At 69.1% G+C, this 13,903-nt stretch carries 12 protein-coding genes and 1 pseudogene; 5 read left to right on the top strand and 8 right to left on the bottom strand.

All coding sequences use genetic code 11. The features are described from left to right. Window positions 1–45: 45 nt before the first annotated feature. Together radA and alr are read right to left on the bottom strand one after the other, a co-directional pair. Window positions 46–1,422, bottom strand: a complete 1,377-nt coding sequence (gene radA, locus WJ35_RS01940; RefSeq protein ID WP_010092041.1) for a DNA repair protein RadA — start codon at window positions 1,420–1,422, stop codon at window positions 46–48. An 11-nt stretch (window positions 1,423–1,433) separates the two neighbouring features. Then, window positions 1,434–2,504: an alanine racemase gene (gene alr / locus WJ35_RS01935; protein ID WP_060235038.1), complete on the bottom strand. Its 1,071-nt coding sequence runs from the start codon at window positions 2,502–2,504 to the stop codon at window positions 1,434–1,436. A 218-nt stretch (window positions 2,505–2,722) separates the two neighbouring features. Here alr and lplT point away from each other — a divergent pair, with 218 nt between their 5' ends. Continuing rightward, a complete protein-coding gene (lplT, locus tag WJ35_RS01930) occupies window positions 2,723–4,030 on the top strand; it encodes a lysophospholipid transporter LplT (protein WP_060235039.1) in 1,308 nt (435 codons plus the stop codon). Between the two features lie 58 nt (window positions 4,031–4,088). Then, window positions 4,089–4,898, top strand: a complete 810-nt coding sequence (thiD, locus tag WJ35_RS01925; RefSeq protein WP_060235040.1) for a bifunctional hydroxymethylpyrimidine kinase/phosphomethylpyrimidine kinase — start codon at window positions 4,089–4,091, stop codon at window positions 4,896–4,898. Between the two features lie 18 nt (window positions 4,899–4,916). Here the strand turns inward: thiD and WJ35_RS01920 are convergent, their stop codons facing one another. The 4 genes from WJ35_RS01920 to tsaB are packed head-to-tail and all read right to left on the bottom strand — an operon-like array spanning window position 4,917 to window position 8,203. Next, window positions 4,917–5,885 carry a DUF1853 family protein gene (locus tag WJ35_RS01920; protein ID WP_060235041.1) on the bottom strand — a complete coding sequence of 323 codons (969 nt, stop codon included), beginning with the start codon at window positions 5,883–5,885 and terminating at the stop codon, window positions 4,917–4,919. Continuing rightward, window positions 5,882–6,955, bottom strand: coding sequence for a uracil-DNA glycosylase (locus WJ35_RS01915; RefSeq protein WP_069238660.1), 1,074 nt, complete (start codon window positions 6,953–6,955; stop codon window positions 5,882–5,884). The genes WJ35_RS01920 and WJ35_RS01915 overlap by 4 nt, the downstream gene beginning before the upstream one ends. Continuing rightward, window positions 6,942–7,439: a ribosomal protein S18-alanine N-acetyltransferase gene (gene rimI, locus WJ35_RS01910; RefSeq protein ID WP_010092035.1), complete on the bottom strand. Its 498-nt coding sequence runs from the start codon at window positions 7,437–7,439 to the stop codon at window positions 6,942–6,944. The genes WJ35_RS01915 and rimI overlap by 14 nt, the downstream gene beginning before the upstream one ends. Further along, on the bottom strand, window positions 7,436–8,203 hold the full coding sequence (gene tsaB, locus WJ35_RS01905) for a tRNA (adenosine(37)-N6)-threonylcarbamoyltransferase complex dimerization subunit type 1 TsaB (protein ID WP_060235043.1): 768 nt from the start codon (window positions 8,201–8,203) through the stop codon (window positions 7,436–7,438). The genes rimI and tsaB overlap by 4 nt, the downstream gene beginning before the upstream one ends. 147 nt (window positions 8,204–8,350) lie before the next feature. Between tsaB and WJ35_RS01900 the strand changes: the two genes are divergently transcribed. The 3 genes and pseudogenes from WJ35_RS01900 to aceA all read left to right on the top strand — a co-directional run bounded on the left by WJ35_RS01900 (window position 8,351) and on the right by aceA (window position 12,206). Then, a complete protein-coding gene (locus tag WJ35_RS01900; protein WP_042584314.1) occupies window positions 8,351–8,620 on the top strand; it encodes an acyl-CoA-binding protein in 270 nt (89 codons plus the stop codon). Between the two features lie 346 nt (window positions 8,621–8,966). Beyond that, window positions 8,967–10,507 (top strand): annotated as a pseudogene (locus WJ35_RS01895) (DEAD/DEAH box helicase). A 391-nt stretch (window positions 10,508–10,898) separates the two neighbouring features. Beyond that, window positions 10,899–12,206, top strand: coding sequence for an isocitrate lyase (gene aceA, locus WJ35_RS01890; protein ID WP_045567597.1), 1,308 nt, complete (start codon window positions 10,899–10,901; stop codon window positions 12,204–12,206). A gap of 194 nt (window positions 12,207–12,400) precedes the next feature. On the opposite strand, the gene WJ35_RS01885 is transcribed toward aceA, so the two are convergent. Both WJ35_RS01885 and WJ35_RS01880 read right to left on the bottom strand, forming a co-directional pair. Then, window positions 12,401–12,835, bottom strand: a complete 435-nt coding sequence (locus WJ35_RS01885) for a universal stress protein (protein WP_010092028.1) — start codon at window positions 12,833–12,835, stop codon at window positions 12,401–12,403. Between the two features lie 153 nt (window positions 12,836–12,988). Further along, on the bottom strand, window positions 12,989–13,891 hold the full coding sequence (locus WJ35_RS01880) for a LysR family transcriptional regulator (RefSeq protein WP_060235045.1): 903 nt from the start codon (window positions 13,889–13,891) through the stop codon (window positions 12,989–12,991). Between the last annotated feature and the right edge of the window lie 12 nt (window positions 13,892–13,903).

Below are 13,903 nucleotides of genomic sequence, written 5' to 3'. Positions count from 1 at the left end.
TACGCGACAGATCTCCGGGGAGTCGCCCCCGGCGCGCGGCGGCGCTCATTCGAGCCCGCGCACCCGGTCGATCGCCTGTTCGATCCGCTCGACCGCCATCACCTCCAGCCCGTCGATCGGCTGTTTCGGCGCATTCGCCTTCGGGATCAGCGCGGTCGTGAAGCCGAGCTTCGCCGCCTCGCGCAGGCGCTCCTGCCCGCGCGGCGACGGCCGGATCTCGCCGGCCAGCCCGACCTCGCCGAACACGATCAGGCCCTTCGGCAGCGCCTTGTTGCGCATCGACGAATGGATCGCGAGCAGCACCGCGAGGTCGGCGGCAGGCTCGGCGATCTTCACGCCGCCCACCGCATTGAGGAACACGTCCTGGTCGAAGCACGCGATGCCCGCATGGCGGTGCAGCACCGCGAGCAGCATCGCGAGCCGGTTCTGCTCGAGGCCGACCGCGAGCCGGCGCGGGTTCGGCACGTGCGCGGTGTCGACGAGCGCCTGGATCTCGACGAGCAGCGGGCGCGTGCCCTCCTGCGTGACGAGCACGCACGAGCCGGGCACGACCTGCTCGTGCTGCGACAGGAACAGCGCGGACGGATTGGCGACGCCGCGCAGGCCGCGCTCGGTCATCGCGAACACGCCCAGCTCGTTCACCGCGCCGAAGCGGTTCTTGAACGCGCGCACGAGGCGGAACGACGAATGGGTGTCGCCTTCGAAGTACAGCACCGTGTCGACGATGTGCTCGAGCACGCGCGGGCCGGCCAGGTTGCCCTCCTTCGTCACGTGCCCGACCATGATGATCGCGGTGCCGGACTGCTTCGCGATCCGCGTGAGCTGCGCCGCGCACTCGCGCACCTGCGCGACCGAGCCGGGCGCCGACGTGAGCGCCTCCGAATAGACGGTCTGGATCGAGTCGACGACCGCGACGTCCGGCCGCTCCGCGTCGATCGCCGCCTGGATCTTCTCGAGCTGGATCTCCGCGAGCAGCTTCAATTCGGCCGCCGGCACGCCGCCGTCGAGCAGCGCGAGCCGTTGCGCGCGCAACGCGATCTGCGCGGCCGACTCCTCGCCGCTGATATAGAGCGTGCGCCGTTCGCTCGCGATGCCCGCGAGCGACTGCAGCAGCAGCGTCGACTTGCCGATGCCCGGATCGCCGCCGATCAGCACCACGCCGCCCGCGACCAGCCCGCCGCCGAGCACGCGGTCGAATTCGCCGATGCCGGTCGAGAAGCGCGGCACGTCCGCCGCCTCGATGTCGACGAGGCGCTGCACCGGCGCGCGCTTCGCGAGCGACTGGAAGCGATGCGCGGACGGCGCTTCGGCAACCGATTCGACCAGCGTGTTCCAGGCCTGGCACGACGGGCACTGCCCCTGCCACTTCGGGGACTGACCGCCGCACTCGCTGCAGACGTAAACCGTTTTCTGTTTAGCCACGCGTTGCGCCCTTATTCCGCGCGCACCGGTACGCGGGCCGCCACCGCGCACATCAGCTCATAGCCGATCGTCCCGCAGTGGCGCGCCACGTCGTCGATCGGCAGTTCGTTGCCCCACAGCTCGACCCGCGAACCGACGCCGGCCTGCGGGCACGGGGTCAGGTCGACCGTGATCATGTCCATCGACACGCGGCCGACGATCCGCGTGCGGATGCCGTCGACGATCACCGGCGTGCCCTCGGGCGCGACGCGCGGATAGCCGTCCGCATAGCCGCACGCGACGACGCCGATGCGCATCTGCGCCTGCGCGGAGAACGTCGAGCCATAGCCGATCGACTGTCCCTTCGCGATCGTCTGCACCGCGATCAGCTCGGACGCGAGCGTCATCGTCGGCTTGAGCCCCGTGTCGGCGATGTCGGCGAAGCGCCCGGACGGCGACGCGCCGTACAGCATGATGCCCGGGCGCACCCAGTCGAAATGCGTGGCCGGGTGCCAGAGCACCGCCGCCGAATTCGCGAGGCTGCGCGCGCCGGCGATGTGCTCGGCGCCGCGCTCGAACGCGGCCAGCTGCTCGGCGACGCCGCGCTCGCTGTCCGCGTCCGAAAAATGGGTCATCAACGTGATCTGGCCGATGCCGTGGCAGGCGCGCGCGCGCTCCCACGCGGCGCGATATTTCTCGGGCGTGTAGCCGAGCCGGTTCATCCCGCTGTTCATCTTCAGCTGGACGTTGACGGGCTTCGACAGCCGCGCGGTTTCCAGCATCCGCATCTGCTCGTCGTTGTGGACGGTCGTGGTCAGGCTGTAGCGGTCGATCACGTCGATGTCGGTCGAACGGAAGAATCCTTCGAGCAGCAGGATCGGGCCGGCCCAGCCGAGTTCGCGCAGCTTGACGGCCTCGTCGAGGTCGAGCAGCCCGAAGCCGTCGGTGCCGCGCAGGCCCGGAAACGCACGCGCGAGGCCGTGCCCGTACGCGTTGGCCTTGACGACCGCCCAGACCTTGGACTGGCCGGCGTAGCGTCGGACGACGGAGAGATTGTTGGCGAGAGCGGCGGTATGGATGGTGGCGGAGATCGGGCGCGGCATGGGAAATTTACGTAAAGACGCTTGCGAATCATCAGCTTACCGCGCCTTTTGGGCGCCGAAGCCGACAACTTGCGGAACGATCGGGGAATCTTGCTAGTCCGAATCGCTGTATTTTCGTGTTATAAAGCCGTGCGCACAACCCATTTCGAACGGAATAAGCCGATCGCATACCTGGCGGCCTACGCGGCCGGGCCGCAGCGACGAACGCATCGCATCAGATGAAAAAAGGTTTTTACACCATCATGGCCGCGCAGTTTTTCTCGTCGCTGGCCGACAATGCGCTCCTCATCGCCGCCATCGCTCTGCTGAAAGACCTCCACGCCCCGAACTGGATGACACCGCTGCTCAAGCTGTTCTTCGTGTTGTCCTATGTGGTGCTCGCGGCGTTTGTCGGCGCCTTCGCGGATTCACGCCCGAAGGGCCGCGTGATGTTCATCACCAACTCGATCAAGGTCGTCGGCTGCCTGATCATGCTGTTCGGCGCCCATCCGCTGATCGCGTATGGCATCGTCGGCTTTGGCGCCGCAGCCTACTCGCCCGCCAAGTACGGGATTCTTACCGAGCTGCTGCCGGCCGACCGGCTCGTCGCGGCGAACGGCTGGATCGAAGGCACGACCGTCAGCTCGATCATCCTCGGCACCGTGCTCGGCGGCGCGCTGATCAGTCCGCACATCGCGTCGCACGTGATCGCGCACACACCTCCGTGGATCAACACGCCCGCCGAATCGGCGATGGCCGTCATCATGGCGATCTACATCGTCGCCGCGCTGTTCAACTTGCGCATCCCCGATACCGGCGCGCGGTACCCGCGACAGGAACACGGCCCAGTCAAACTCGTCACCGATTTCGCGGACTGTTTCATGGTGCTCTGGCGCGACAAGCTCGGCCAGATCTCATTGGCGGTCACGACGCTGTTCTGGGGCGCGGGCGCAACGCTGCAGTTCATCGTGCTGAAGTGGGCCGAGGTGTCGCTCGGCATGTCGCTGTCCGAAGGCGCGCTGCTGCAGGCGGTCGTCGCGGTCGGCGTCGCGGCCGGCGCGATCGCCGCGGCCAGCCGGATCCCGCTGAAGAAATCGCTGACCGTGCTGCCCGTCGGCATCATCATGGGCATCGCAGTGATGCTGATGGCGTTCTACACGCGCGACCTGATCCCGTCGACCTGGATCGTCCATCTCGGCCACTTCCGGCTGCCGGTCTATCTGATCATCGCGTACCTCTTCCTGATGTGCGTCGGCGCGCTGTCCGGCTACTTCGTCGTGCCGATGAACGCGCTCCTGCAGCACCGCGGCCACGTGCTGCTGTCGGCCGGCCACTCGATCGCGGTGCAGAACTTCAACGAGAACCTGTCGGTGCTCGTGATGCTGTGCCTGTACGCGGTGCTCGTGTGGCTCGATGTGCCGGTCGGCGTCGTCATCGTGCTGTTCGGCACGTTCGTCTGCCTGACGATGTGGCTCGTGATGCGCCGCCACCAGGCGAACCAGCGCCAGTTCGATTCGGTCGCGCTGATCGGCGAGGCGAAGCACTGACGCGCCCCTTCCCGTTCCCGCTTGCCCGCGCCGGTTCCCGAACCGGCGCCTTGCCATCATGACGCATCCGATCCCCAACGTGCTGACGATCGCCGGCTCCGATTCCGGCGGCGGCGCAGGCATCCAGGCCGACCTGAAGACCTTCTCCGCGCTCGGCGCGTACGGCGCGAGCGTGATCACCGCACTGACCGCGCAGAACACGCGCGGCGTGACCGGCGTGCACGCGCCCGACGCCGCGTTCGTGACCGCCCAGCTCGACGCGGTGTTCGGCGACATCCGCATCGACGCGGTGAAGATCGGCATGCTGGCGAACGCGGCGATCGTGCGCGCGGTCGCCGGCGCGCTGCGCCGCTATGCGCCCCGCTACATCGTGCTCGACACGGTGATGATCTCGAAGAGTTCGCACGCGCTGCTCGCGCCGGATGCGGTCGACGCGCTGCGCGGCGAACTGCTGCCGCTCGCCACCGTCGTCACGCCGAACCTGCCCGAGGCGGCCGCGCTGCTCGGCGACGCGCCGGCGACGACCGAAGACGACATGGTCCGGCAGGGCCAGGCGCTCGTTGCGGCGGGCGCGCACGCGGTGCTGATGAAGGGCGGCCACCTGCCGGACGCCAATGCGAGCCCCGACTGGCTCGTCGACGCGGCCCGCACCGTGCGCTTCGACGGCCCGCGCGTGCGTGCGAGCAATACGCACGGCACCGGCTGCACGCTGTCGTCCGCAATTGCCGCGTTGCTGCCGCGGCATCCCGATCTGGAAAGCGCCGTGCGTGACGCGAAGGCCTACCTCACCGGCGCGATCGCCGCCAGCGACCGCCTCGACGTGGGCCACGGCGTCGGCCCCGTGCATCACTTCCACCGCTGGTGGTGAGCGGCGGCTGACGCCGCGTCAGTCCGCATTCGCCGCGAACGCCCGCGCCCGCTCCGGCCAGTCGTCCGGCACGACGAAGCCGCGCGCGGCCTCGCGCCACGCGCCGTCGGCGGCCGGCCCGTAGACGCCGATCAGCGCCGGCGCATGGTGCGCCGACAGCACTGCCGGCACCGCATGCGCGGCCGCCAGCGGCTCGGGCGCGCCGGCACCCGCCGCGATGCGGCGCGGCGCGAGCCAAGCGAGCCGCGGCAGCACCGCCCATCCGGCGTCGGCCGGCTGCGCGGCCGCCCATGCGGCCCACTGCGCGTGGGTCAGCCAGAAGCCGCGCGGATGATCCGGCGCGATTTCCCCGTCGAGCCGGGGCAGCGGCGCGCCGTGCGGATAGAACAGCCATCCCTTGATGAACACCTGCGCGTCGGACGGCGCGCCGTAGCCGAGCAGCGCGAATCCGTCGCGCCCGCTCAGGCGCAGCTGGTGATCGATCAGGCGGGCGCGCTTGCGATCGAAACGGTCGACCAGATTCGGCCCGACGAAGTCGGCAAGCGACGCCGCGTCGCCGTCGCACACGGGTGCGCACAGATAGCACTTCACGGCCAGTTCCCAATGCAGGCGCCGACCGCCGGGCGTATCGACGAGGAAGTCCACCTCGCCGAGCGTCCGGCCGTTGATGCGCAGCGCGAGGTTGGCCGCGACGAGCCGCAGCGCGGGCCCGTGCGTGAGGAAGAATTCGAGCAGGCACTCGGCATAGCGGCCGAGACGCACCGGCCGCAGCCCTTCGAGCGCGCGGTGCAGCGCCTCGGGCGCGGCGTCGAGCGCGACCAGCCACGCTTGCGCGGCCGCCCGCTCGGCGGCATCGGACCACGGCTGCGCCAGCGGCGCGCCGGGCGCCGCTGCAAGCAGGCTCGGGCTCGCCAGCAGCCATGCCAGATCGCGTACCGCGGCGTCGTGCAGCGTTTCGACGAACGAAGACGCCGCGCCGGCTGTCATTGTGCGGACCGCTCGCCTGTCCCGGGGACGGCCGCCCCACGGATGGCCGCCCCACGGAAGGTATCGCGCGCAAGGCACAGGTCTGCCCAGGCCTTCGACTTGTCCTGCAGGCTGCGCAGCAGATAGGCCGGGTGGTAGGTGACGATCACCGGCACGCCTTCGTAGGTGTGCACGCGGCCGCGCAGCGACGCGATGCTCGCGTCGGTCTTCAGCAGCGTCTGCGCGGCGAAGCGCCCGAGCGCCACGATCAGCTTCGGCTTCACGAGCGCGACCTGGCGCTGCAGATACGGCTCGCAGCGCGCGACCTCGTCCGGCTCCGGGTTGCGGTTGCCCGGCGGGCGGCACTTGATCACGTTGGCGATGTACACGTTGGCGCCGCGCTCGAGCGACAACGACTGCAGCATGTTGTCGAGCAGCTTGCCCGCCTGGCCGACGAACGGCTCGCCCTGCTTGTCCTCGTTTTCGCCCGGCGCTTCGCCGACCAGCATCCAGTCCGCCTCGCGGTCGCCGACGCCGAACACGGTGTTGGTGCGCTTCTCGCAGAGCCGGCAACGCGTGCAGTCGGCCACGCGCGCGGCGAGCGCGTCCCAGTCGAGCGTCGCGACCGGCGCGACGTCGGCGCGCATCTCGGCCGGCGGCAGCGGATCGCCGGGCGGCGTCGCGTCGAACCAGGCGAAATCGTCCTCGGCGGCGAGCGGCATGTCGCTCGCGGAAGCGGGCGATGTAGCGGGCATCGATGCTTGGTCGGCCGCGGCGGCGGCGTGGGGGGCACGGTCCGCTTCGGCACTCGGCATGGCTGCGCCGACGCGCGTCGCATCCTCACGCGCTTGCACGGGCTGCGCGGCCTTGGCCGGCTGTGCCGATCGCGTCGCGCGTTGCGCTGGCGAAGCCGCGGCCTGAGCGACGTCGGCCGGCACGGCGGTCGCGGTCGTTGCGGTCGTTGCAGCCACCGCATCATCCAACGCGCCCGCCACCGCATCACCCGCCGCACTGCCCTGCCTCCCCTGCCCGCGCCGCACCCAGATCTGCGCCAGCCCCATTTCCTCGAGTGCCGCTTCAGCCCACGCCATGCGCGCCTCCGTCCTTGTTCAGCGTCAGACGCATCACGATCGCGTCCTCCCGGCCGCGATGCCGCGCCGGATAGTAGTTCTTGCGCCGCCCGATCGTCGCGAAACCGAAGCGCTCGTACAGATGGATCGCGCGCGGATTGGACGGCCGCACTTCGAGCAGCATGCCGTCGAGCCGCTCCGCCTGCGCGATGCGCACCGCCTCGCGCAGCAGCGCGAGGCCTGCTCCCGTGCATTGCGCGGCCGGCGCGACGCACAGGTTCAGCAGGTGCATCTCGTCGATCACGGGCATCAGCACGCAATAGCCGACGAGCGTCCCCGTCACGTGACGCAGGCACACGCCGAAATAGCCGTTGCGCAGCGAATCCTCGAAGTTGCCGCGGCTCCACGGGAATTCGTAGGCGGCATGCTCGATCGCGACGACTTCGTCGAGATCGGCGTCCGTCATCGGCGACAGATACCGGTCGCTCAGCAGCACACCCGTCATTCCCGCGCTCCGCCCGGTTGAGCCGCGCGCGCCGCCAGCCGTTCGGCGGTGGTCTGCGCGACCTTGTCGCGCACGTACTCGGGCGCGGCCTGGTCGGCCGGCACCGTGCGCCCGGCCCGGAACGCGCGCAACGCCGCGTGCGCGACCGCCAGCGCATGCGGCATTGCGTCGCCGTCGATCACGGCTGCCCGCGCGACGGCCGGCAGCTGCGCGCCGAACGCGGCGGCCGCGTTGCCCGCGAGCGTGAACGGCGCGTCGGGCACGCCGACCGCGGCGGCCGCGTCGAGCGCGGCCGGATGCAGCGTGCGCCAGTCGCCGGCGCCGTCGTCCCACGCGAACTCGGCCCAGTAGACCTCGTCCATCCGCGCGTCGAGCGCGGCCAGCACGCGCGCGGTGCCGGGCGCGCGCAGCCGCGCATGCTCGGCGCACGCGAGCAGCGTGCCGACCGGCACGACCGGCAGCCCGCGCCCGAACGCGAGGCCCTGCGCGATCCCGGTCGCGGTGCGCAGGCCCGTGAACGAGCCGGGGCCCGCGCCGAACGCGATTGCATCGCAGTCGGCGAGCGTCAGCCCGGATTCGGCGAAGAGTTCCTGGACGGCCGGCAGCACGCGCGTGCTCGACACGGCGCCCGTCAGTTCGTGGCGGACCCAGCTTTGCAGGGAGGAAGCGGCGGATTCGGCCGTGGCCGAGCGCAGCAGCGCGACCGAGCAGTATTCGGTCGACGTATCGATGGCGAGGAGCACTGTTTGCGTCATGGCCGACATTGTAATGCGGCGCCCCGCTCCCACGGGCGTTCGGCGATGATCGCGGCGCTCGCGGCGCGCCGCGGGCGGTTTGGAAGGATCGCTCGACCCGCCGCGGCGGCGCGCTTGTTAAGATCGCCCGACTTGAAACCTCCAGGGAGACACCCGATGAGCGACATCACCGCCCAGTTCAACCAGGCCCAGGAAGACGTGAAGCAACTGTCCGAGCGCCCGGGCAACCTCACGCTGCTGCGCCTCTACGCGCTCTTCAAGCAGGCCACCGACGGTGACGTGCACGGCGACAAGCCGGGCTTCACCGACATCGTCGGCAAGTACAAGTACGACGCGTGGGGCGCGCTGAAGGGCACGTCGCAGGATGCCGCGAAGCAGCAATACGTCGAGCTCGTCGAGTCGCTGAAGAACGGCACCGCGTCCTGATCGCGGCTCGCGGTCAAATCGGCAGTGGCGCAGCGCAGCAAATATCTCTATAATGCCGGCTGCGTCACTTCCGCGCTCGGCCCACTGGCCGAACCGGCCGGACGCCTCGTAGCGTTAAGCTCCAATCCGGTTTAGAACCTGTCCCCTTCCTGCTTCGGCTCTAGCGGCCGTCAATTATCAGGCTGGCGGCAACGCGTCTCAGCACGCCGCACCCAAAACAGCTTCTAGCCTCATCCGCCTCGTGACCGGCGGATTGCACCCGTTTTCCGATTTGCTCGTTGAATCCGACAACTTGGGCATGCGCGATTGGCGCCGACGTTTCACCCACTGTGTTTCAAGGATTGTTATGACTTCGAGCATTTCCACCAGCCCCCTCAACGCGACCGCCGACAAGGCGCTCGGTCTCGACGACGCCGCGCAGCCCGCAGCGCCGGCCGCCGACGAGCCCACGTTCGCGTCGCTCGGGCTGTCGCCGGAGATCGTCTCCGCGCTGCAGGCCGCCGGCTACGTGAAGCCGACGCCGGTCCAGCAGCGTGCGATCCCGGCCGGCATCGCCGGCCGCGACCTGCTGGTGTCGAGCCCGACCGGTTCGGGCAAGACCGCCGCGTTCATGCTGCCCGCGATCGAGCGCTTCGCGCAGCTCCAGAAGGCGCAGGCGCAGCAGCCGCGCGCGCCGCGCGAGCCGAACAACGGGGACCGCCGCGCCCGCCGTCCGCAGCCGGTCGCGCGCCCGGGCCTGCTCGTGCTGACGCCGACCCGCGAACTCGCGATGCAGGTGACGACCGCCGCCTCGACCTACGGTAAGCACCTGAAACGCCTGCGCACGGTCAGCATCCTCGGCGGCGTCGCATACGGTCAGCAGCTGATGCTGCTCGCGAAGAACCCGGAAATCCTCGTCGCGACCCCGGGCCGCCTGCTCGACCACCTCGAGCGCGGCCGCATCGACCTGTCCGAGCTGAAGATGCTCGTGCTCGACGAAGCCGACCGCATGCTCGACATGGGCTTCATCGAGGACATCGAGACGATCGTCGACGCGACGCCGGAATCGCGCCAGACGATGCTGTTCTCGGCCACGCTCGACGGCAAGATCGGTTCGCTGACGAGCCGCCTGCTGAAGGACCCGGAGCGCATCGAGATCCAGCAACGCCTCGAGTCGCGCGCGAACATCGCGCAGACCGTGCACTACGTCGACGACCGCGATCACAAGGATCGCCTGCTCGATCATCTGCTGCGCGACAACGCGCTCGACCAGGCGATCATCTTCACGGCGACCAAGATCGACGCCGACCAGCTCGCCGGCCGCCTCGCGGACGCAGGCTTCGAATCGGCCGCGCTGCACGGCGACCTGCCGCAGGGCGCCCGCAACCGCACGATCCGCGCGCTGCGCGAGCGCCGCGTGCGCGTGCTCGTCGCGACCGACGTCGCGGCGCGCGGCATCGACATCCCGGGCATCACGCACGTGTTCAACTACGACCTGCCGAAGTTCGCGGAAGACTACGTGCACCGTATCGGCCGTACCGGCCGCGCGGGCCGCTCGGGCATCGCGGTCAGCCTCGTGCATCATGCCGAGCAAGGCGCGCTGAAGCGCATCGAGCGTTTCGTGCGCTCGCCGCTGCCGGTCAACGTGATCGAAGGCTTCGAGCCGCGCAAGGCGCCGCCGCGCAACGATACGATCGCGGCAACGGCGGCCGCGGCCGTCCGGGCGGCAGTAACGGCGGCCGTCGTTTCGGCGGCAAGCCGGGCGGCGGTCACGGCAACGGCGGCCGCGGCGGTTACGGCGGCGGCAACGGCGGCTGGAGCGGCAAGCCGGGCGGCAGCCGCGACGGCGGCAACCGCCGCGGCGACGGCCAGCGCGGCGGCCCGCGACGCAGCAATTCGGCGTCGTAACGGCGCGGGGGCGGCCTCGTCGGCTGCCCGTCATCCGCCCCGCAGCACGCAACCGGCGCACCCGCGCCGGTTTTTTTTTCGCCCTCGCCGATATTTCACGATGCAAAAAATTTTTTTGTGTCGTAAAAAATCATGCTGCGTGGCACAACGCACGGCATTGCAGGATGGGAAAAAGCATTTCTTATCTCGAAATCAGCATCACAAGCAATTGATTTATAACGATTAAAAATTTGCGCCCTTCCTGGACGAGCCCCTGTTTCGCAACCTGCGATTTGCCTAGACTCTTATACAAGACTTCGCGAAACGGAACACCCCACTCTCCGCCTCGCGAATTGCATCACCCCCATTCGACTCATCCCGATTCAGGCAAGACCACGTCAAGGAGCACATCATGTCGCGTCAGCAACAGGCACAGGAACTGCAAAAGCAATGGGAAACCGATCCGCGCTGGAAGGGCATCAAGCGCACCTATACGGCTGAGGACGTGGTCCGCCTGCGCGGCTCGCTGCAGGTCGAGCACACGATCGCGAAGCGCGGCGCGGAAAAGCTCTGGACCCTGATCAACAACGAGCCGTTCGTCAACGCGCTCGGCGCGCTGACCGGCAACCAGGCGATGCAGCAGGTGAAGGCCGGCCTCAAGGCGATCTACCTGTCCGGCTGGCAGGTCGCGGGCGACGCGAACGTCGCCGGCGAAATGTACCCGGACCAGTCGCTGTACCCGGCGAACTCGGTGCCGCAGGTCGTAAAGCGCATCAACAACACGCTGACGCGCGCCGACCAGATCCAGTGGTCGGAAGGCAAGGACCCGGGCGACGAAGGCTACGTCGACTTCTTCGCGCCGATCGTCGCTGACGCGGAAGCCGGCTTCGGCGGCGTGCTGAACGCGTTCGAGCTGATGAAGGCGATGATCGAGGCCGGCGCATCGGGCGTCCACTTCGAAGACCAGCTCGCGTCGGTGAAGAAGTGCGGCCACATGGGCGGCAAGGTGCTCGTGCCGACGCGCGAAGCCGTCGCGAAGCTCGCGGCGGCGCGTCTCGCGGCCGACGTGATGGGCACGCCGACCGTGCTGGTCGCGCGCACCGACGCGGAAGCGGCGGACCTGATCACGTCCGACATCGACGACAACGACAAGCCGTTCCTGACGGGCGAACGCACGGTCGAAGGCTTCTTCCGCACCAAGCCGGGCCTCGAGCAGGCGATCTCGCGCGGCCTCGCGTATGCGCCGTACGCCGACCTGATCTGGTGCGAAACGGGCAAGCCGGATCTCGAGTACGCGAAGAAGTTCGCGGAGGCGATCCACAAGCAGTTCCCGGGCAAGCTGCTGTCGTACAACTGCTCGCCGTCGTTCAACTGGAAGAAGAACCTCGACGACGCAACGATCGCGAAGTTCCAGAAGGAGCTCGGCGCGATGGGCTACAAGTTCCAGTTCATCACGCTGGCCGGCTTCCACGCGCTGAACTACTCGATGTTCAATCTCGCGCACGGCTATGCCCGCACGCAGATGAGCGCGTTCGTCGAACTGCAGCAGGCCGAGTTCGCGGCAGCCGACAAGGGCTTCACCGCGGTCAAGCACCAGCGCGAAGTCGGCACCGGCTACTTCGACGCGGTCACGCAGACGGTCGAGCGCGAAGCGTCGACGACCGCGCTGCACGGTTCGACCGAAGACGAGCAGTTCTTCGACGGCAAGAAGGTGGCATAAGGCGCGCCAGCACCGCACCGGACAACAATCAGGGAGGAGACGGCAGGCGCGCGACGAAAGTCGCGCGACCGGCCGCGCGGCTTCGGCCGCCTGCAACGACGCGCGCCGGCCTGGTCCGGCGCGCCCTTTTTCGGCGCGGTCGTACGGTCGTACGGTCGTACGGTCGTACGGCCGTAGCGCCGAGGCCGCCGCCGTTACCGATAAACGATCACCGGAATTTTCGTATGGGTCAGTACGCGCTGCGTCTCGCTGCCGATCAGCAGGCTGCCGAGCCCGCGGCGCCCGTGCGACGCCATGAAGATCACGTCGCAGCCGCCGCGTTCGGCCGCCTCGATGATGCCGAGATACGGCGACGGATGCACGCTCGTCCAGGTATCGCAGTCGACCCCCGCCTCCCGCGCCGCGGACTCGACCTCGTCGAGATGCGAGCGCGCCTCGCGTTCGCTGCGCGCCCTGAAATCGGCGGGCGGCTCGATGATCACTTCGGAGAACGGCGAGTACGGATACTGCGGCAGGCATGCATACGCGGTCACGCGCGCGCCGACCGCCCGGGCCAGATCGATCGCGCCGTCGATTGCCTTCTTCGACAGGTCGGACCCGTCGGTCGGAACGAGGATGTGCTTGAACATCGCGCCCTCCTTCGTCAATCGCACCCCGCGCGCCGCGCGCCCGGGGTGCCTGTTTCGATTGTAGTGTGCGAAAACCGGCCGCCGGCCCCGGCAGCGGGTTCGCCCTCATATCGGAAACGCGCGGGCGGCGCAAGCGATGACGATCGGCGCATCCTACCCCCAATACCCGGGCCGCTCGTAGGTGTGTTTCAGGTAGTCGAGGAACAGCCGCACGCGCAACGGCAAATGCCGGCGCTGCGGGAACACCGCATGAATGCCGATCGGCGGCGCCGCGAACGCGTCCAGCACGCTGACGAGGCGGCCGGCCGCGATGTCGTCGCCGACCTCCCACCACGAACGCCACGCGAGGCCGTGCCCCGCCAGGCACCACTCGTGCAGGACCGCGCCGTCCGAGCATTCCATCGTGCCGCTCACGCGGATCGATACGACCTTGCCGTCCTCCAGAAACGACCAGCCGCGCTGCTGGTTCGCGTTCGCGGCGAGCGCGAGGCAGTTGTGCCGCGCGAGCTCCGCGAGCGTGGCCGGCGTGCCGCGCCGCGCGAGATAGGCGGGCGACGCGACGCACACGCGGCGGTTCTCGCCGAGCTTCAGCGACACCAGCGACGAGTCGGGCAGCTCGCCGAGCCGCACCGCGCAATCGAAGCCCTCGTTGACGAGGTCGACCATCCGGTCGGACAGGTCGAGCGTGACCGACACGTCCGGATGCGCGCCGCTGAATTCGGGCACGAGCGGCGCGACGTGCCGTCGGCCGAAGCCGGCCGGCGCGGAGATCCGCAGATGGCCGCTCGCCTTCACGCCGCCCGCGGACACGCTCGCCTCCGCGTTCTGCATGTCGTTGATGACGCGCTGGCAATCCTCGAGGAAGGCCGAACCCTCGAAGGTCAGCGTGAGCTTGCGCGTCGTGCGCACCAGCAGCTTGACGCCGAGCCGCTCCTCGAGCGCATCGAGGCGGCGGCCGATGATCGCGGGCGCGACCCCTTCCGCGTGCGCGGCTGCCGACAAACTGCCTTTCGCCGCGACCGCGACGAACGTTTCGATCTGTTTGAACCGGTCCATGAATCGGGAGAA

It is taken from the genome of Burkholderia ubonensis (assembly GCF_001718695.1).
Lineage (GTDB): Bacteria > Pseudomonadota > Gammaproteobacteria > Burkholderiales > Burkholderiaceae > Burkholderia > Burkholderia ubonensis_B.
The sequence above is the reverse complement of the archived record's forward strand: the minus strand, read 5'-3'. Positions and strand labels throughout refer to the sequence as shown.

What these genes read in the sequence shown, in the direction of transcription:
- alr (WP_060235038.1), bottom strand. Translation starts at nt 2,504, where the DNA reads ATGCCGCGCCCGATCTCCGCCACCATCCATACCGCCGCTCTCGCCAAC.
- lplT (WP_060235039.1), top strand. Translation starts at nt 2,723, where the DNA reads ATGAAAAAAGGTTTTTACACCATCATGGCCGCGCAGTTTTTCTCGTCG.
- thiD (WP_060235040.1), top strand. Translation starts at nt 4,089, where the DNA reads ATGACGCATCCGATCCCCAACGTGCTGACGATCGCCGGCTCCGATTCC.
- WJ35_RS01920 (WP_060235041.1), bottom strand. Translation starts at nt 5,885, where the DNA reads ATGACAGCCGGCGCGGCGTCTTCGTTCGTCGAAACGCTGCACGACGCC.
- WJ35_RS01915 (WP_069238660.1), bottom strand. Translation starts at nt 6,955, where the DNA reads ATGGCGTGGGCTGAAGCGGCACTCGAGGAAATGGGGCTGGCGCAGATC.
- rimI (WP_010092035.1), bottom strand. Translation starts at nt 7,439, where the DNA reads ATGACGGGTGTGCTGCTGAGCGACCGGTATCTGTCGCCGATGACGGAC.
- tsaB (WP_060235043.1), bottom strand. Translation starts at nt 8,203, where the DNA reads ATGTCGGCCATGACGCAAACAGTGCTCCTCGCCATCGATACGTCGACC.
- WJ35_RS01900 (WP_042584314.1), top strand. Translation starts at nt 8,351, where the DNA reads ATGAGCGACATCACCGCCCAGTTCAACCAGGCCCAGGAAGACGTGAAG.
- aceA (WP_045567597.1), top strand. Translation starts at nt 10,899, where the DNA reads ATGTCGCGTCAGCAACAGGCACAGGAACTGCAAAAGCAATGGGAAACC.
- WJ35_RS01885 (WP_010092028.1), bottom strand. Translation starts at nt 12,835, where the DNA reads ATGTTCAAGCACATCCTCGTTCCGACCGACGGGTCCGACCTGTCGAAG.
- WJ35_RS01880 (WP_060235045.1), bottom strand. Translation starts at nt 13,891, where the DNA reads ATGGACCGGTTCAAACAGATCGAAACGTTCGTCGCGGTCGCGGCGAAA.